At 56.1% G+C, this 17,875-nt stretch carries 17 protein-coding genes and 4 tRNA genes; 11 read left to right on the top strand and 10 right to left on the bottom strand.

Annotation, left to right across the window (positions count from 1 at the left end; translation table 11 throughout):
- Window positions 1-42 precede the first annotated feature (42 nt).
- From AAC019_RS09700 to AAC019_RS09690, 3 genes are all read right to left on the bottom strand, one after another.
- Window positions 43-1,881, bottom strand: a complete 1,839-nt coding sequence (locus AAC019_RS09700; RefSeq protein ID WP_339898593.1) for a sulfatase-like hydrolase/transferase — start codon at window positions 1,879-1,881, stop codon at window positions 43-45.
- Between the two features lie 133 nt (window positions 1,882-2,014).
- Entirely contained in the window at window positions 2,015-3,052 is a 1,038-nt protein-coding gene (locus AAC019_RS09695) for an NAD(P)H-dependent glycerol-3-phosphate dehydrogenase (protein ID WP_339898592.1), read from the bottom strand.
- A gap of 546 nt (window positions 3,053-3,598) precedes the next feature.
- On the bottom strand, window positions 3,599-4,120 hold the full coding sequence (locus AAC019_RS09690) for a flavin reductase family protein (RefSeq protein ID WP_339898591.1): 522 nt from the start codon (window positions 4,118-4,120) through the stop codon (window positions 3,599-3,601).
- Window positions 4,121-4,389: 269 nt separating this feature from the next.
- On the opposite strand from AAC019_RS09690, the gene AAC019_RS09685 reads away from it, so the two are divergent.
- The 8 genes from AAC019_RS09685 to AAC019_RS09650 all read left to right on the top strand — a co-directional run bounded on the left by AAC019_RS09685 (window position 4,390) and on the right by AAC019_RS09650 (window position 8,845).
- A tRNA-Pro gene (locus tag AAC019_RS09685) sits at window positions 4,390-4,466 on the top strand.
- 36 nt (window positions 4,467-4,502) lie between these two features.
- Window positions 4,503-4,579 (top strand) — tRNA-Arg (locus AAC019_RS09680).
- A gap of 114 nt (window positions 4,580-4,693) precedes the next feature.
- Window positions 4,694-4,769, top strand: a tRNA-His gene (locus AAC019_RS09675).
- A gap of 287 nt (window positions 4,770-5,056) precedes the next feature.
- Entirely contained in the window at window positions 5,057-5,908 is an 852-nt protein-coding gene (gene folD / locus AAC019_RS09670) for a bifunctional methylenetetrahydrofolate dehydrogenase/methenyltetrahydrofolate cyclohydrolase FolD (RefSeq protein ID WP_339898590.1), read from the top strand.
- A gap of 37 nt (window positions 5,909-5,945) precedes the next feature.
- Entirely contained in the window at window positions 5,946-6,275 is a 330-nt protein-coding gene (locus tag AAC019_RS09665; protein ID WP_339898589.1) for a hypothetical protein, read from the top strand.
- Between the two features lie 11 nt (window positions 6,276-6,286).
- Window positions 6,287-7,075 (top strand): pseudouridine synthase, encoded by a 789-nt coding sequence (locus AAC019_RS09660; protein ID WP_339898588.1) that lies wholly within the window; start codon window positions 6,287-6,289, stop codon window positions 7,073-7,075.
- Entirely contained in the window at window positions 7,062-7,772 is a 711-nt protein-coding gene (locus AAC019_RS09655) for a pseudouridine synthase (protein WP_339898587.1), read from the top strand. Before AAC019_RS09660 ends, AAC019_RS09655 begins: the two co-directional genes overlap by 14 nt.
- Window positions 7,769-8,845, top strand: a complete 1,077-nt coding sequence (locus AAC019_RS09650) for a methyltransferase (protein ID WP_339898585.1) — start codon at window positions 7,769-7,771, stop codon at window positions 8,843-8,845. The genes AAC019_RS09655 and AAC019_RS09650 overlap by 4 nt, the downstream gene beginning before the upstream one ends.
- A gap of 6 nt (window positions 8,846-8,851) precedes the next feature.
- Here AAC019_RS09650 and AAC019_RS09645 read toward each other — a convergent pair whose 3' ends face one another.
- On the bottom strand, window positions 8,852-9,577 hold the full coding sequence (locus AAC019_RS09645) for a class I SAM-dependent methyltransferase (RefSeq protein ID WP_339898583.1): 726 nt from the start codon (window positions 9,575-9,577) through the stop codon (window positions 8,852-8,854).
- On the bottom strand, window positions 9,564-10,163 hold the full coding sequence (locus AAC019_RS09640) for a DNA-J related domain-containing protein (RefSeq protein ID WP_339898581.1): 600 nt from the start codon (window positions 10,161-10,163) through the stop codon (window positions 9,564-9,566). Before AAC019_RS09640 ends, AAC019_RS09645 begins: the two co-directional genes overlap by 14 nt.
- 243 nt (window positions 10,164-10,406) lie before the next feature.
- Here AAC019_RS09640 and AAC019_RS09635 point away from each other — a divergent pair.
- Window positions 10,407-10,482, top strand: a tRNA-Asn gene (locus tag AAC019_RS09635).
- 89 nt (window positions 10,483-10,571) lie between these two features.
- Window positions 10,572-10,853, top strand: a complete 282-nt coding sequence (locus AAC019_RS09630; protein ID WP_339898579.1) for a pyrimidine/purine nucleoside phosphorylase — start codon at window positions 10,572-10,574, stop codon at window positions 10,851-10,853.
- 23 nt (window positions 10,854-10,876) lie between these two features.
- On the opposite strand, the gene AAC019_RS09625 is transcribed toward AAC019_RS09630, so the two are convergent.
- Both AAC019_RS09625 and AAC019_RS09620 read right to left on the bottom strand, forming a co-directional pair.
- Complete coding sequence (locus AAC019_RS09625) at window positions 10,877-12,400, bottom strand: alpha/beta hydrolase (protein ID WP_339898578.1); 1,524 nt, start codon at window positions 12,398-12,400, stop codon at window positions 10,877-10,879.
- On the bottom strand, window positions 12,385-13,053 hold the full coding sequence (locus AAC019_RS09620) for a TIGR01621 family pseudouridine synthase (RefSeq protein ID WP_339898577.1): 669 nt from the start codon (window positions 13,051-13,053) through the stop codon (window positions 12,385-12,387). Before AAC019_RS09620 ends, AAC019_RS09625 begins: the two co-directional genes overlap by 16 nt.
- A 461-nt stretch (window positions 13,054-13,514) precedes the next feature.
- Between AAC019_RS09620 and AAC019_RS09615 the strand changes: the two genes are divergently transcribed.
- Entirely contained in the window at window positions 13,515-14,120 is a 606-nt protein-coding gene (locus AAC019_RS09615; RefSeq protein WP_339898575.1) for a DapH/DapD/GlmU-related protein, read from the top strand.
- A 43-nt stretch (window positions 14,121-14,163) separates the two neighbouring features.
- On the opposite strand, the gene AAC019_RS09610 is transcribed toward AAC019_RS09615, so the two are convergent.
- The 3 genes from AAC019_RS09610 to rlmD form a co-directional block, all read right to left on the bottom strand.
- Window positions 14,164-15,000, bottom strand: a complete 837-nt coding sequence (locus tag AAC019_RS09610) for a general secretion pathway protein GspB (protein ID WP_339898574.1) — start codon at window positions 14,998-15,000, stop codon at window positions 14,164-14,166.
- 2 nt (window positions 15,001-15,002) lie between these two features.
- Window positions 15,003-16,616 carry an AAA family ATPase gene (locus tag AAC019_RS09605; RefSeq protein ID WP_339898573.1) on the bottom strand — a complete coding sequence of 538 codons (1,614 nt, stop codon included), beginning with the start codon at window positions 16,614-16,616 and terminating at the stop codon, window positions 15,003-15,005.
- Between the two features lie 120 nt (window positions 16,617-16,736).
- Window positions 16,737-17,875: 23S rRNA (uracil(1939)-C(5))-methyltransferase RlmD (rlmD, locus tag AAC019_RS09600; RefSeq protein ID WP_339898572.1), on the bottom strand; the 1,139-nt coding region annotated here is incomplete at its 5' end.

The raw sequence follows: 17,875 nt of genomic DNA, 5'->3' as shown, positions 1-17,875 counted from the left end.
CATTTCCCCTAAAAATTGGATGTAGCCCGGCTGGCAATTGACTCAGTGTAGCACTGCAGGGCCCGGCTCCCACAACTCGTCTGCCTGCTCCTGCTGCTGCATTTTACGCACCTGACTCATAAACTGCTGATAATCACCCCGGCGCGCATCAGTAACAGACTTACGATTGTACAGCTGGCGCTGCTCAATCAGGTAAAACTCATTGCCATAAGAGGCAAAACCTATCGGCTCGGGGCGTTTAGCGAAGATAGAATAGCCCGAAAACACCCCCTCGGCGACCGGGATATCCAGCAGAGACGTCACGGTTTTTGCAAGCCCCAGGGAGGTATTGTTTTTGGCGTTATAGCGCGGCGGCAAGAAGCCTTTTTCCGGGTAGTAGGCAAGCAACGGAATACGGTCGATAAACAGCGGGCGGTAGTCGTGATCACCGTGATCGGCGAGCGCCTCGACGTAGCTCTCTTCCATATAGTGAGCATGATCGGAGGTTAACACCAGCAAGGTATTATCTGCCCAGGGCGAGCTTTTAAAATACTGCCAAAAGCGCCCAAACGCACCATCAAAATTGTGAATCGTATTTAAGGCATTGACGCTGCCGTCGCCGTAGCTGAGCTCATCCGCAGGCACATCGACCCACGCGTGAGTCCCAAGGTTATAACCGGCCATAAACAAACGCTCATCGGTGCCCTCATGTTCACGCAAATAGCCAATCAGGCCATCAAAATATTGCTGATCCGAGAGCGAGCCGGCCGCTTTAGGGGCACCCACGCCCGGATAGTGCTTAACGCTTTCTGCGGTGAGCACTGAGTCGAACCCGATCATGGCCATAAGCTCATCAACATAGGCATCGCGCGCGACATGGGCATCAAAAAATGCACTGCGATAACCCAGCTCGCCAAAAAGCTGAGTCAGGCACGGATAAGAGCGCTGCCCTCCGGCGGCAAACAACTCACGCCAGCTGGCCGCGCCACCTAAACCACTGTAAACCCCACACAACTGCCCCAGTAAACCGCGGTAAGTGGCCGCCGTGTGATTGTAATAGTCACTCACTACCATCGCACGGCGGGCAAACTGGTCAATATTGGGCGTCAAATCTGGCACGGCGCCACCGTAGGCTCCAATGGTGCGGGCCGACATCCCCTCGGCAAAAATTAAGAGCACATTCAACCGCTTACCAGCCTCCGTTTGGCGCGGCGCCACAATGCTCGCCGGGGCCTGCCCGTCGCGCAGCATAACGCCCGACAAGCCCCCCGAAAGGGCCGGCCCCAAGGCCTCGTCAGAATGTGGCAGCAACGCCTGATACGCCCTCAGCGGGGCGGCGGCATCGAGGTTGTTAAGACGCTGCCAGGAATACACATGAAACTCATATTTTTGCTCGATCAGCGCAGCGCCAGCAAAGCTTGTCAACGCCAAAAAAAATGCGGTTATCGCCGGTACCACACGGCGCGGCGGCGCTAAAGCGCCCACCGCACCCACCGCCGCAAACAGCAGCAACACGATGAAAACTTTGGCGGCGTTACCCCAGGTAAACAGCAGCGCAACATGATCGACGCTGCCCAACGCTAATGGCGTAAGGTACTGCCCCCCAATCCACAGCACGAGATACTGCAGCGCCAGCGGCAACAATAGCGCCGACGCCAACAACAGCGACCACAGGCGCTGCTGACGAAAACAATAGTGCGCCAAAGACACCAGCCCCAACAGTAAAAAGGTATCGGCCAGTGCATCCAGCACGGCCCAACTGCCGCCCCAGCGGGAGCCTAACAACCACTGCAAACGGTCGCCAAAAATATAAAAAATCAGCGCGAGCAATACGATGCCGGGCAGCTGATAACGAGCGGCAAAAATTACCCAGGCAGGCGTGTTAATGCGGTTAATAGACATACTGAAGAACGTCCCTGTCGAAAAAAATAGCGGTAAACATGGGTTTATTGACCTCCCGCCTCAGGTTGAGCCCCGGAGGTACTGGCCATCTGACGGCCCTGTAGCGAACGTTGTAGGTTTCCCCCAAGGTTCGTTACAGCTTACTGTGGTGTTCAAGGTTATTGCTGTATTCCACATCGTTGCTCTGCTCGCCCAACATCAATTCGCGCACCACATCGGCCACAGCGCGACGCTCAAATAAAATGCTATAAAGGCCACTCACCAAAGGCATGTACACCCCGAGCTCATCGGCTTTTTGCTTTACCTGATGCAGGGTATTAACACCTTCGGCCACCTGACCGAGACCCGAGACCACCGCATCCAGCGGCTCCCCCTTACCCAGCTGATAGCCCACCCGATAGTTGCGGCTAAGATCCGACGTGCAGGTTAAAATTAAATCGCCAACACCGGCCAAACCCAAAAAAGTCATCGGGTTTGCGCCCATTTCGGCGGCAAAGCGCCCCATCTCGGCGAGGCTGCGAGTGAGCAACATGGCCTGCGTATTTTTACCCGCCCCCATCGCTGCGGCCATGCCGCAAATGATGGCGTAGATATTTTTTAACGCACCGCCCAACTCGACGCCGCCACGGTCTTTATTGGCGTAAACCCGAAAGGTCTCCGAGCGCAAAATATCCTGCACCGCCTGACACACTCGCTCACTTTCACTGGCGATAACACTGGCCGTGTGCTGCTTGGCGACAATTTCCTTGGCAAAATTAGGCCCGCTCAGCACACCGATGTCATGGTCGGGCAGCTCTTCGAGCAGGATGTCGCTCATCAGCGTAAAGCCCTCGGGCTCGATCCCCTTAGCGGTGCTCACCACAATGGCATCGCTTTTTAAATAGGGGCGCAGCTGACGAGCCACCGCGCGAAAGGAATGGCTCGGAATCGATACAAACACCAAATCAGTGCCTGTCACTGCGCGCTCAAGCTCGGCGGTCACCTCCAGCCCGTCGGTTAACGCGACTCCCGGCAGGTAACGCTCGTTTTCGCGCGCGCTTTGGCAGCGCAGGGCATTGTCTTTATCGCGCATCCACAAAAAAGTGCGATGGCCATTGGCCGCCACAATATTCGCAATGGCGGTACCGAAGCTTCCGCCACCCAGTACAGCTACCTGTTGTTTATTTCCCATGGGTTGTGAGCTCCTCACGCCCTGCGCACTTACGTTCTGCACAGGGACATATATTGAATTTGATTATTTACCGAGTATCGCTATATAACCATCAGTACGATCAAAAATTGACACTGTCGATTGTTACTTAACCAGCCAAACTGTAACCATTCTGCACAATTTCTCAGCGTTTCATTTTTTCCACACTTTCTGTGGATAACTTGGTGGATTGTTTTTGGGAAAAGCACTCCAATGCCCGTAATTACTGGCTGGAGTACAAATTGAGCATTATTTAACCTTTATATTTAAACCCTTTAATATCAATAGCTTACAAGAGATTGCCAGTGTTTTGTGACGTTTTAGAGTCATTTCTGCGGAAATCCCCCGGCGGCTGGCGGCAGATGTGCATAAAAAGTTAGTGTCCCTTAACCGTAAACTTGCCGTAGACACAAAACCTTCATAATTCCAACATCCTCCCGACGCACAACTGTCATATTCAACCCCGCTGCGACGAGAAGACTTTCGCCCCCACAGTAGGCGCATATTCCGCCGGCCCTTGGCGGCAATTTAGCCTTTATCAGCGTGTGCCAACATCCCATTTAATCTTTGATACCCACCGCTGTGATAAAGCAGCGGGTCAGACTCGTGCTCACTGACCAGCACATCCTCAATCCGGGCAATCACAATATGGTGCGTGCCATAGCTGACCACTTTATCGGTTTGGCAGAAAAATACCGCCTCCGAGTCGGTCAGGTACGGAACCGAATCCGGCCCCTCAAGCCAACTGCCGACACTAAAACGGTCTTGCACGGGCTCAAAGCCGGCACAGACATTAGACACCCGCTCCTGATGGTGAGCCAGGACATTCACCGCAAAGTGGCAACCCAGATTTTCTAAATGCCCCTGCAGCGAGATCTGCTTATTAATGCAAACCAATAGCGATGGCGGCTCGTCTGACACAGAAGTCACTGACGAGACAGTCATAGCAAAGCGCTGGTCGTTATCAATTCTGGTCGATAATACACTGACCCCAGAGGCCAAACGCCTCATCCCCTGCTTCATTGCCAAAGCTACATCAGTATTATGCATAACACCTCCACGTTAATCAGGCCGCTATTTTGACCATCGCGCCCGATAGACACAAGCCTCCCTTACTTTTGCGCTGAATCCATCAGTGACCGTAGACATTTCAGGCAATTTGCCTGCGCACCAAACAAATTGCCCACGCGCTAATCGACGCCGCCCGGCCACTGGGATTTTTTTACAATTTCCTTGGTTTTATCGTTGACGACACGCTGAGCCATGGGTATTATGCGCACCTCTTGAAACGCGGCATCAACACCACCGCAACAAGACATCGGAGTGTAGCGCAGCCTGGTAGCGCGTCTGCTTTGGGAGCAGAATGTCGGGGGTTCGAATCCCTCCACTCCGACCATTTTACGCGAGCCGTCCGGTTCAATGCTCCAGCCATGCGCCCGTAGCTCAGCTGGATAGAGCATCCGCCTTCTAAGCGGATGGTCGCAGGTTCGAGTCCTGCCGGGCGCGCCAAACACTTAGTGAATGTCGACTTATTGCTAAGGTCGACAATCCATTAAGTGGATTTCGCGCTGACCGTTTTGCGTTTCTCGTTAGCGTCAGTAACAGGTAACACCTGTCTCGATGGTGGCTGTAGCTCAGTTGGTAGAGCCCTGGATTGTGATTCCAGTGGTCGCGGGTTCGAGCCCCGTCAGCCACCCCACCCTTACCGCTTAAATATCGATTTCCAGCGACACCCGCAAAACTTTTCCGTTGCGGCACCCCACTGACAACCCTCTTTTCGCCCGACGGCACACCGCTTATATTCGCAGCGGCCATATTGGCAACGGCTGTTATAGCAACCCCTCAAGACCAGCAAAAAAAGCGTAAATTTCAGCTGCGCCGCCTTGGCCTCTCGCCTAAGCTATGTGAGAATATCGGCCCTTTTCTTTTTGCACCGCAGCGCGTTTTTAATAACACTCGCGCCGCCAACTAAGGTAACTGCACTCCATGTCTGCACTGCTTCTCGATGGCAAGGCCCTAGCGGCAAAAACCGAACAAGCGTTATCCGCCCGCGTTAGCGAACTAAAATCTAACGGCAACGGCCAAACCCCTATTCTGGCCACCATTCTCGTGGGTGACGACCCGGCATCGGCCACCTATGTGCGCATGAAAGGCAACGCCTGTGAGCGCATCGGCATGGAGTCGGTAAAGGTAGAAATGCCCAGCGAGACCACCACCGAGCAACTGTTGGCAAAAATCGACGAGTTAAACAACAACCCCAACGTGCACGGTATTTTGCTTCAGCACCCGGTGCCCGAACAAATTGACGAGCGCGCCTGCTTTGACGCCATTGCCCTGCAAAAAGATGTCGATGGTGTTACCTGCCTGGGTTTTGGCCGTATGAGTATGGGCGAGCAAGCCTACGGGTGCGCCACACCAAAAGGTATTATGCGTTTGCTGGAGGCCTACGATATTGAGCTGGCCGGCAAACACGCCGTGGTGGTAGGTCGCAGTCCTATTTTAGGCAAACCCATGGCCATGATGATGCTGGGCGCCAACGCGACCGTCACTATCTGCCACTCCCGTACACAAAACCTGGCCGATCATATCCGTCAGGCCGATATCGTGGTTGGCGCCGTTGGCCGCCCCGAATTTATCAAAGCCGAGTGGATTAAAGATGGTGCCGTTGTGGTCGATGCCGGCTACCACCCAGGCGGCGTTGGCGACATTGAGCTCGCCCCCTTGGTTGACCGGGTTGCCGCTTACACACCAGTGCCCGGCGGTGTTGGCCCCATGACCATCAACACCCTGATTTATCAAACTGTAGATTCCGGTGAAAAGGCCATCGCCGGAGCGTAAACTGTCGTGCCCGAATGGAGCACAAGGAGCAAGCTTTATGGCTCGTACCGCATGGATAACAATCGCATTGCTGGCCGCAAGTACCGCCGGCAATGCCGAGCCCATCAATAACTACACCTACGTCTGCGAGCTGGACAACAGCCAGCGCCTGATTGAAGTGGTGTACTTATTACCGGACCAAAAAGTGCCCTGTGAAGTGCGCTACCAAAAAGACGATGACAAAACTGAAGTCTTATGGCGCGCCGACAATCAGGAAGGCTTTTGCGAGAGCAACGCCCAAAGCCTGATAAAACAACAGCGCGAGTGGGGCTTTGAGTGCACAAGCAACGATACTATCCCACGCTCAACAGCGTTTAACTTATACTGATTTAACGATACGTGGTCACCCCGATACACACACCAGCCTGTGAGCCCAAACTCACCATACTCTACCGGGATGAACAGCTGGTGGCGATCAACAAGCCCAGTGGTTTGCTGGTGCACCGCAGCCCCATCGACCGGCACGAGACCCGCTTCGCCATTCAGTTACTGCGCGATCAAATTGGCCAGCGGGTGTATCCGGCGCACCGACTCGACAAGCCCACCTCCGGGGTGCTGCTCTTTGCCCTCGACGGCGGCACCGCACGATTGCTCAACGATGCATGGCAAGGCGGCCGGGTCAGTAAACACTATGTGGCGCTCGTGCGGGGCTACCTAGAGGCTCTCGATCTCGACTACCCTTTGCGCTATCAGGCGGATAAACACGGTGATGCTCCCGGCAGTGACCAACCACTGCAAAGCGCGCAAACCTCATTCGCCCCACTGGCGCAAACCGAACTCCCCGAGGCCGTCGACCGCTACCCGACCAGCCGTTACTCACTGGTGCACTGTCGCCCCGGCACCGGGCGCAAGCATCAAATAAGGCGTCACTTAAAACATCTGCACCACCCCATCATTGGCGACCCAAAATACGGCAAAAGTGTACACAACCACTTCTTTGCCTGTCGCTTTGGCGCCGATCGATTGCTGCTCGCCGCCACTCAACTGCAGCTACAACACCCCCTGACAGGCGAGCCTCTGACGATAAACGCCCCCATTACCGGCCGCTTTGGCCGGACCATCGACACCCTTGGATGGCGCGATAGCTTACCCGAGCCGTGGCGTGAGCCTCTCCATGCGACTGGATAAATTTATAGCGCACTGCACGGGCGCCAGTCGCTCCGAGGTTAAACGCTGGCTTCGGGCAAAGTGCGTCAGCGTGGCAGGCGCTACCGCGACCGACCCGCGCCAACACATCACTCAGTGCGATCAAGTGCAGCTAAACGACTCGGCACTGGAGTACCCGCGCGCCCATTACTATATGCTGCACAAACCGGCGGGCGTTGTTTGCAGCAATGAAGACAGCGAGCACCCCACGGCGCTCGACTGCCTTACCGGCGTATCGCCAGCGGGCCTGCAAATTGCCGGCAGGCTCGATAAAGACACCACCGGGCTTGTGCTGATTACCGATGATGGCCAATGGAATCACATCATCACCGCACCGCGGGTCGCAAAAGATAAAGTTTATATAGCCTCGCTGGCCGAGCCCGTTAGCCCGCACTGCATCGCGCAGTTCGCCACAGGGCTACGGCTAAAAGGTGACAGCAAACCCACCCGGCCGGCAATCCTTGAGCCAATCACTGAACGCACCGCACGCGTCACGTTGCACGAGGGGCGCTACCATCAGGTAAAGCGTATGTTTGCCGCCTGCGGCAACCACGTAACCGGCTTACACCGCGAGTCAGTAGCGGGCATAGTACTCGACCCAACGCTGGCCCCCGGTCAGTTTCGCCCCTTAACCGAGGCCGAAGTCGCCCTCCCCCAAAGCACGAGTGCCAAGCAATGAATGACCCCGCCCTGGACTGGCTTGGCAGCCAATACCAAAACGCCGACGCCGCCCACAACACCCTGTGGCTGTGCGATGAAGCCGCCCGGGAATTTACCGATCAGCTGCCGCTGCGACCAAACACTCAATTTGTCAGCAATCGCTGGGATATAGCCACTCGCTTGGGCGAGGGGCAACACCGGGTTAGCTTTAATGATTTTAACCTCGACACCATCGCCGACGATTCATTCGACGCTGTGTACTACCGGGTATCCAAAGAAAAGCCTGTCGTTCACCATCTTATTAACGCCGCCGCCCGAATACTAAAGCCGGGTGGCCAGCTGATTATTGCCGGCTTAAAAAACGAAGGCGCAAAAAGTATTTTAGACAAAGCCGCCAAACGACTCGGCTGTGCCAAAGCCACGCAAAAAAACGGTTTAGCCTATGGCGCGCGCTTAAGCAAAATAGAGTTATCCGCACCGCTCGACGATAGTGACTACCACCGCTTGCGCGCTATCGCCACGCTCACGGAAGGAGGCGCCAATAACGCATCGCTGTGGAGCAAACCGGGACAATTTGGCTGGCAAAAAACCGATGCCGGTAGCGCTTTTTTTATCGCAACATTAAAGCAACAAAGCCTTTCAACGCACCAGCCGCTCACGGTTTTAGACTTAGGCTGTGGTTACGGTTACCTCACCGCCTGTGCCGCCCACAGTATTTTGCACAAGCACCTCGCACACTACACCCTAACCGACAATAACGCCGCCGCACTGCAAAGCGCACGCTACAACTGTGAGCAACTGGGCCTTAGCGCGGCGGTTATCGCCTCGGATGCGGGGCGAGAAATTAACGGCCGCTTTGACTTAATTTTGTGCAACCCACCCTTTCATCAGGGCTTTAATGTCAGCGATGATTTAACCGAGCGGTTTATCGCCAGCGCTGCGGCGCACCTATCAAAAAACGGGCAGGCCTTTTTTGTGGTCAACGCTTTTATTGGTATCGAGCAAAAGGCCAAAGCGCATTTCGCTCAGTATCAGGAGCTGGCCAATAACCGCCAGTTTAAAGTGCTGCAATTTACCGGCCCCACACTCTAACGCCCACTAAAGTTCGGCGATTAGGTAATCTCGGCGCCGGGCCAGCGGTAACATAGAATCGGTAACCGCTCGCCAATCGGGGGTTACGGGCCGGCGGTAAAACGCACCGATGCGATTTTCATAGCGCCGATGGTGCCACTCAAGCGCCTGGGCAAAATAAACCGTGCCATCGCGCAGCGATCGCCAACCCTCGATTAACCCGGCGCTTGCGGCAAAGTTAACCACCAACAAGCCCTGTGGGGTTAACCCCCGGCACAAAGCGGCTGCCCAATGCGGCGACACATCCACGACCCGCGTAGGCTCGCCCTCGCAGGCGGTAAACAAATCATCCACAATCACGTCAAACCCGGGGCCGCCGTAAAACCTCATAAAAGCGATGGCATCGGCCTCAAGCAATAACGTGTTAGCGCCACCGGCGGCAAAAAAATCCCGCGCGATCCGCAAGTGCACAGGATTAATATCCACCCCGATAATCAGCGCCTGTGGGTAGCGCTTGCGCAGCTTACACACCACCGCCCCGCCACCGACCCCCAGCACCAATATACGCCGCACCGAAGCACCAGTCAGTAAGCGACAAGGCAACCACAACAGATCCCAGACACTACCGTCCAGCTCTCTTTTAGGGTGATACTGAGTGTGAAAAATACCGTCGGTATACAAGCGCACACTCTGCCCGGCACGGCACACGCGATAATGTTGCCCGTGACGATCGCGATAATTAAACAAGTCCATCGCTGGCCACACTGCGGCGCAGCACCGCCATTGCCCAGTTAATTTCCTGCAACTGCTCGGTATCGCCACCGCGATCCGGGTGCAGCGCCATCGCCAAACGCCGATAACGCTGTTTAACCTCGGCCAGGGTGACCGGCTCATGGAGCGACAACACCTGCAGGGCTTGTTCGCGTTCACCGGAGTTCACAGGCTTACTGGCGACTTGCTGCCAAAAATCACTGAGTAAATCCTCCACGCTCTGCTCGGTAGCTACACGATAGTGGGACCAATCGAGATAGTACTCGCGCAGTTTATGTTCTCGGGCACCCGTAACGCTCTGGCCCGCCGCCTGCTCAAGTTTGCGCACCTGTACATCCATCAGCCCAATATCCAAATCCAACCCCTGCTCGTGTAACTCATCGCGCCACAGGTATAAGGCATTAAACAAAGCAAAGTGTGTCTGAAACAACAGCAACGGACTACTGCCATAGTTATCCGGCAGTAGCTCTTGTGCTACCAGATGCTTTATCAGGTGCTGCTCGCTATATACCTGGCCAGGTTCATTGAGCAGAAGGCGCAATGGCTCAAGCAGAGGGTTGGTCGGCATAAGATTCCAAAGTGAGTAAATGGTTGAATATAAGGGGCCTTAACAGCTTCAAACAGTATAGCGATTAAGCCCTGATGTGACGACCAGCCTCGCTGGCTATCCCATTGAATTGTATAGAGTTAATACAAACTGAAGGGTTTTTACACGAACACTGATTTTTCTTACACTTTTTTCATGTCAGGGGTTGACCAAGTTGGGATCGCTCTATAATATGCGCACCACTTCCACAGCGGAAGTCACTGATCCGCCTTAGCTCAGTTGGTAGAGCAAATGACTGTTAATCATTGGGTCGCTGGTTCGAGCCCAGCAGGCGGAGCCAAATATCGAAAAGGCCGCATCCAAGTGATGCGGCCTTTTTTTTGGCTGCTATAAGCCTACTACTCGGTTTTCATTGTTAAGGAAACGGCTATGTTCGATGTCAATAATTATTTCGAGGGCAAGGTTGCCTCGATCGCTTTTCAAGGCGAAAAACTTCCCGCCACCGTCGGCGTAATGGCCCCGGGCGATTACGAGTTTGGCACCAGCCAAAAAGAATATATGTCTGTGATCAGTGGCGCCTTAACCGTTAAGCTGCCCGGCAGTGATGAGTGGGTAACCTACGGCGCTGGCGAAACATTTGAAATCGAAGCCAACCAAAAATTCGGCGTTAAAGTAGCCGCCGACACAGCCTACCTTTGCCTGTACGAGTAATTAACTTTGCCAGGCCGGCAGGCCTAGTCGTCGCACACCTGCCACTGCTCGCGCTGACCGGCTAAAAACGCTTCTAGCTGCGTCAGGGTACAGCTTTTACTGCCCAACACATGATGGCCAATAGCCGCAAACTCGGTGAGCTTACTGGCGGGCCACTGCTGTTGTAACTCGTGCGCCCAGCTCGCGGGGGTAATGGGGTCAAACTCGCCCGCCAGCACCGCTACCCGCGCGGGCGCCTCGGGCAATTGCAACGGGCGCGCCGCGCGCCACTGCTGACAAATCTGGCCCCGCCACATCCCCTCTAAATAAGGCTTAAGTGACTCGTGGCGCGTCAACTCGGTATTAAACTCCTGCTGCGTCCCCAAACGATTATCGCGGCAGTCTACCGCCATAAACGTAAGGCTTGTGAGTGAATCAGACATTGCCTGCGAGACAAACAATTGCATTAAGCGTTGCAGCGGCGCCCGGTCCCGCGGGCCAATAGCCGCCAGTGCGGCGACGACATCGGCCCAGCGATGACGGTGATAACTGGCGGCGAACACCGCCGCCAACAAACGGTGGTCATTAACCACCATCCGCCGGGGCAGACCATCTACCCGAACATCCACCTGCATCGGCATAGTGCGCAAGGCCGTTAACCCATCAAACAAAGCCGCCTTCAGGTTCACGGGCGTAATAGGCTTGCCAAAATCACCCGAGCGCCAGTGGCGCTGACAATCGGCATCCTCACTGCAGGCAAAATAGAACCCGTCTAAAGCCCGCGCCAGAGTACCGGGCCACTCAATCAAGCCGCCGCGCCCGGGTGGATAAACAGAATCTAATACCAGCGAGGCGATTGCGGGCCCTTTACTGACGGCGAGAGACTCGGCTTGGAGCGCCAGCGCCAGACGCGAGCCGTAGGACACGCCCAGCACATGCCAGCGCTCTATACCCAAAGCGTACCCCAGCTGTTGGATATCCGCCGCACTTATCCGGGTGCCGTAATCCAGCGGATTAAACTGCGGCATATTTGCCAGACAACCCTGCAGCACTTGTTTGGCTTCGCGCCACTCCTGCTGCAGTGAGAGGTTGCGCCCCAGCACCTGCAGACTAAAGCGTTCGTAGGCGTGACACACCGGCCGAGGTTTGCTGCCCCCCGTGCCACGTCGGTCAACTAACACCAGGTCGCGCCGCAGACCGGCAAAATCTCTCCAGTCGCGCCAACGCTGCAGCGCCCGCCCATCGCCAATAGCCGCACCGGCACCGGGGCCACCCTGTAAATACAGCAGCGGCTCGGGCTGTTTATCCGTGCCGCGATAATGCAATACCACCACCGGCAGGGAAAAGCGGCCATCCCCGGTGTGCCAGCTACCACAACTTGCCTCTACGGCGGCGGCTTCCGGGGCATTTGGGCACGGGGCCTGACGCCACTGCCCGGCTGGCGCAGGCAGATTGGATTGGGCGGCCCGCTCAGGCGTCGCAAAGGCCGTAATCAGCAGCCACAACATGCCGGCTGCAAGCGCAAAGCCCCCTATTAGCCCTAAGCGCCAGCTCAGCACGCGGGCCACTTAAGGTTCCAGGGTTCGGCCAAATCGGCCATGGCCGAGGCGAACGCCACATCGCAAAATTGTTGCCCGCTATCAGGCCGGCAGGAAAAACGCCGATACTCACCATCGAGAGTAAACCCAAGCGCATAGGCGTGCAGGTACACCCGGTCGGCCGGAGTCGCACCGTACAAGGCATCCCCAAGTATGGGCGCACCGACACTTTTTAACGCCACCCGTATTTGATGCGTTCGGCCCGTGGCGGGCTTGACCACAAACAGCCTGCGCCCCGGGGCCACACTGCGGCTGATAAACGCCGTGCGCGCTGGGTTGCGGCGCTCGCGGGTTAGCATCCAGGCGCCGCGGCGGGCCGCCACCATATCGCCAATAACTGCCCCCTGTTTTTTTCCGGGCTTTTTATCGCTCAGGGCGAGATAATATTTATCGACTTGACGGGCGCGAAACTGCTCGCATAGCTGGCGGTTAGCCGCGGCGGTTTTAGCCATCACCATTAGGCCCGAGGTGGGCTTATCCAGCCGGTGCACCGGGTAGAGCGACGCAAACGACTCGGCCACGCGGGCAAATAAACCCGCGTCACCCTGCTCAGAATGAAAGCTCACCCCGGCGTGTTTATTAATCACCAACGCCTGATCGGATTGCCAAACAATATCGAACATACCCAACCTTTATAACCGTCAGGGCCGAAAACCGGCCAGAAAAAGGCTCTATATTACCGTAAAAAGTATAACCGTACGGGGTAAGAGCCAGATCAACTAACCAGCCCATAGCCACAGAAACTCATAGTGCTACACTTGTGTTAGGTGTCCGTCCGCCAGCATAACGGGATACGCTCGACGACAGTGTTCGCATAGAGGGAGTCTGGCCGCGCTGATGAGCCTACGTTACCTGTGAGTGTCCACTCGATACTCCACCACGATCCGACAATGCACGCCCTAGCTCCGCGTGTTTCGGTGCACAAAAGATACCTAGCAGCACTTACCAGCTGCAATGACGGCGACGGACACCTTCTCCTTTCTCAGCATCTTCAGCTTTTGCCGCGGCAAGCGGCCTCATACCAGCGCGCCTTGCGACTGCGCTACAATACCGGCTTTAACACAAAGACAGCCTTTGAGTATCCATGCCAGACTCCGCCGCCTATCAAGCACAACATAAACACCGCCTAAGCTATATGCCCTGGCTGTACTACCGGCTCAAACCCCGCCACTTAGCGTGGGCCACCCCGTGGCAAAATAACCTGCAAGCCCAGCTGCGCGCCCTGGAGACCATCGAGATAGGCAAAAATGTATTTATAGCCCCCGAGGCACGGCTATTTGCCGAGCCCGGCCGCCCGATCATTATTGGCGACAACACCTACATCGCCGCCGATGCGGTGCTGCACGGGCCCATTACCCTGGGCCAACAGGTTTCGATTAACCACCACGCCAGCTTAGACGGAGGCCGGGCAGGCATTACCATTGGCGATCACTGCCGGATAGCGGCCTATTGCTCGCTGTATGCGTTTAACCATGGCCTGGCACCCGGCCAACTCATTCGCGAGCAGGCGGTCAGTTCAAGCGGTATTTGTCTACAGCAAGATGTGTGGCTCGGCAGCCATACCGGGGTGGTGGATGGCGTCACGATGGCCGAGGGCGCCGTAGCCGGAATGCATTCCGTCGTAACGCGGGACGTGGCCGCCTACCAGATCGTCGCGGGCAACCCGGCGCGGGTCATCGGCCAGCGCTAAACAGATAAATAACCCAATAGATAGCCGCTACATAAGATAGCCGCTACATATTCACCCAGCTGGACATGGCGGTGAGTTTAAAAAAGTGATCGCCACTGCGCATAATAACGCCGTCTTCGGCAATCACTTCAAGCGTCAGCCCCTGCAAAGTTTGACCTTCACGTAAGCTCTGGCTGTTGATCATGACCTCACTAACCCCTCCCGCGCGATACTCGTGGGCCGAGTACATCAACGTGGGGATCTCATTCTGTACCGCCAGCGGCAAATCGCGAATAGTGCCCACATTTGGGTGAGCTGCCAGTAAACTGCTGCGTAATTCTTCAGCCACCGGGGCCGGCTCGGGCGCGACAGAACCTGCACTAACAGCGGTAACCTCGGGCCGCGGCGCTACGGTTACCGGCGTTTCATCGGGTGGCGGTGTGTTATACAAACGGGCCACCTCATCGTCCAACACAGCCTCACTTGAGGCGGACGAACTTGCAACACCCGATGTTGCGGCGGGGGCCGGTTGCGCAACGGTATCAGAGCCCGCACCCGCGGCTTGAGCCGGTGGCGGCTCGGCCGGGGATTGTTGCATTTGACTGTGTGGTTGCGCGGCGGATTGTACCGTACCCGTTGCCGGTTGCGGCGCTTGCGGCACTGCCGCCGGGGCTTGCACCGATGGCGCCGTCGGGGCTACCGATGGCTTGCGCTCCAGCAGCAACCAAATCACCAGTGCCAGTAACAGACTTACCAGCACCACTAACGCTACCAACCAGGGCCACAGTTTACGCGGGGCATCCTGGTTTGACGTGTGAGTCGCGTCTATCCCCGGCACACCATTGTGTTGCTGTTGTCGCTCGCGGTCGGCTTTGCGCAGCGCATCCAAAATCAACGACATAGTTAAGGCTCCTGCACTGGCTCTAACGTGGTATCAATACCCAGCTGTTCATTGAGCTTAAGCAGGGTTCGCTGTCCCAAAATGCCATCGGCTGTCAGCTCGTTCTGGCGCTGAAAAATCTTTAACCGCTCGGTTAGCGCTTGATTAAAGCGGTTATCGGCCAGACGACGGGACTGGCCATCGAGAAAAGCAAACTGCTCCGCCAGCCAGTTTACCAATGGCCCTCGATCGCCCTGACTTATCGCGCCAGTGTAACCCTCCGGGCGGTGCCACACATAAAACACGGCGCCATTCCAACGTCGTCCGAGTTCTGTCAGGGCCATGCTCGAGCGCTCGCCCGCGCTATCGATAAGCGCCGCATGAGTCTCTCCTAGCCCCACCACTAGCGCAAAAACGGTAAATTTATCAGGGGTATTTAAGGTCAACACCACCGGGCGATTTAGCTCGCGCAGCTCGGCCCAGGTCGTAAACTTAGCGGTTTCGCACTGAATGTTGTCCGCCGTTGCCTGCCAGCACGGGTTGCCCTCCCCGGTCGCCAACCCGACGTGATCAAATAAAGCCTGCTGCGCGTCGCGCAACCGGGCAAAATTAATCATTTCTTCGGGCTTGGCGGGAGCCTGCGGCACCGCACCCGCGGCGCTGCTAAGCGAGGCGCTCTCGGGCTGATTTGCCGGCACCCGGGGGGCATCATCCGGCGCGGCACCGGCGGGCCACAACACCCACAACAATAGCGCCATTAGCACTACCAGCGCCGCCCCCAGGCCTAACACTAACCAGCCGCGCCAATCTTTACCCGGCTCGTCCAGCCCGCCAATAACCTCGCGCCTGGCCAGACGATACGTGGCATTGTCCACCCGCTGCTTGTTGTGTCCATACAGCCCCACCAGCGCCCGCTCGCACAAAATATTAATGCGCCGCGGAATACCGCCACTAAAGTGGTGAATTTTTTTTACAATCGCGCGCGGAAACGGGTTGCGCTCTTCACTCAGCCCCGCCACCTGTAAACGATGAGCAATGTATGCCTGAGTTTCAGCAAGCGTTAACGGCGATAAATGAAAGCGCGCGGTAATACGTTGCGCTAATTGACGCAACCGTGGCTGCGACAGCAAGGTGTTTAATTCTGGCTGGCCCACCAAAATAATTTGCAACAGCTTTTTGGTATCGGTTTCGAGATTGGTAAGCAGGCGAATTTGCTCGAGGGCATCGGCCGATAACAACTGCGCCTCATCAATAAGCAAAACAGTGTTGCGACCACGGCGATGGTTTTCTAACAAGTATAAGTGCAAGGCGTCGGTCAGAGACTTAACCGTAGGCTCATCCGCTACGTACTTTACCCCCAGCTCATCGCCAATCATACCCAGCATCTCGGGCACATTGGCCATGGGGTTAAACACCATGGCCACATCCGTGTTGTCAGGTAGCTGCTCCAATAGCGAGCGGATAATCGTGGTTTTACCGGTACCCACCTCACCGGTTAGCAACACAAAACCACCACCGCGCACACCGTACAGTAAGTGCGCTAAGGCCTCTTTGTGCTGATCGCTCATATACAGGTAGCGCGGGTTTACCGCAATGGAAAACGCAGGCTCTACCAACCCAAAGTATTGATGGTACATAGTAAACCGTCAGTGTTGGACCAATTCGTGGGCCTGATCATACCCTGTCGTATGCGTTGTGCCTATTGCCAGTCACGGCGACAGGAGCAGAACGACAACCGCTGCACATACTATTATCTACTAACCTTTACTCAGCAACGCCATGGTTTCGAGGTGAGAGGTTTGCGGAAACATCTCCATAACGCCAAAGCGGTGCAAGCGATAACCCTGATCGACGAGGATGCGCGCATCGCGGGCAAACGTCGCCGGGTTACAAGAAACATAAACGATCCGCGCCCGCTTTAATGCCCCCAACTGCTCACAAACCTCGCGCGCGCCATCGCGGGGCGGGTCAAGTAAAATAGCGTCCGGGCGACCGGCTTTTTGCACCAGGCGATCGATTGATGACTGGGTTAAATCGGCCGCAACAAACTCAATATTATCAAGCTGGTTGGCGCGGGCGTTTTCCCGGCCGCGCGCCACCATCGCCTCGATGGCCTCGACCCCCACCACGCTCGCTGCGTACTGCGCGGCAGGCAAGGTAAAGTTGCCCACACCACAAAATAAATCCCACAACCGCTCATTGGCCGTAAGCGCCAGCCAATCCATCACCTGGGCCACCATCTTGACGTTTAGCGCCGGGTTTACCTGAGTAAAGTCGGTGGGGTGATAGCCAACACGCAACGGCTCATTGTTGCTATCAGCGGCCGTCAGCTGATAGTACAAACGCGGGTCCACCGGTGTACCAGAAACTTGCGTCAGCGCTTTACTGTCTCGATCGGGCTGCAAAAATACCTGCCAATGATGCTCATCAGCCAAGCACTGCAAAGCCTCCAGCGCCGGCGCCGCGAGTGGCCGGATCAGACGTAACACTAAGGTGCACGGCGCGCTGGCCACCAACTCTACATGAGACACGGCCAGCGCATTAAATTGCTCAAGCCACTGGGCTAGTGGCGCCAATACCGCTTGCAAGGAGGGTTGCAACACCGGGCATTGCGACAGTGCTACCAGTTGCTTATCACCGGCGCGACGAAAGCCCAGCGTCACCTCACCCAGCTTGTTAAAACGCACACCCAACCGAGCGCGAGCGCGGTAACCAAACGCCTCAGCGGTTAAAGGTTCGGCAAGCTGCTCGGGCACTAACGAAGCAAAGCGGCGCAGTTGATCCAACACGCCCTGCTGTTTAACCATCAGCTGATCGGGCGCAGCCAAATGTTGTAACTGGCAACCACCACACTGACCAAAATGGCTGCACGCTGGTGTGATGCGCTGCTCGCTGG

The sequence above is a fragment of the uncultured Gilvimarinus sp. genome, from assembly GCF_963975215.1.
GTDB lineage: Bacteria > Pseudomonadota > Gammaproteobacteria > Pseudomonadales > Cellvibrionaceae > Gilvimarinus.
This window is presented reverse-complemented; position numbering and strand designations above follow the sequence as displayed.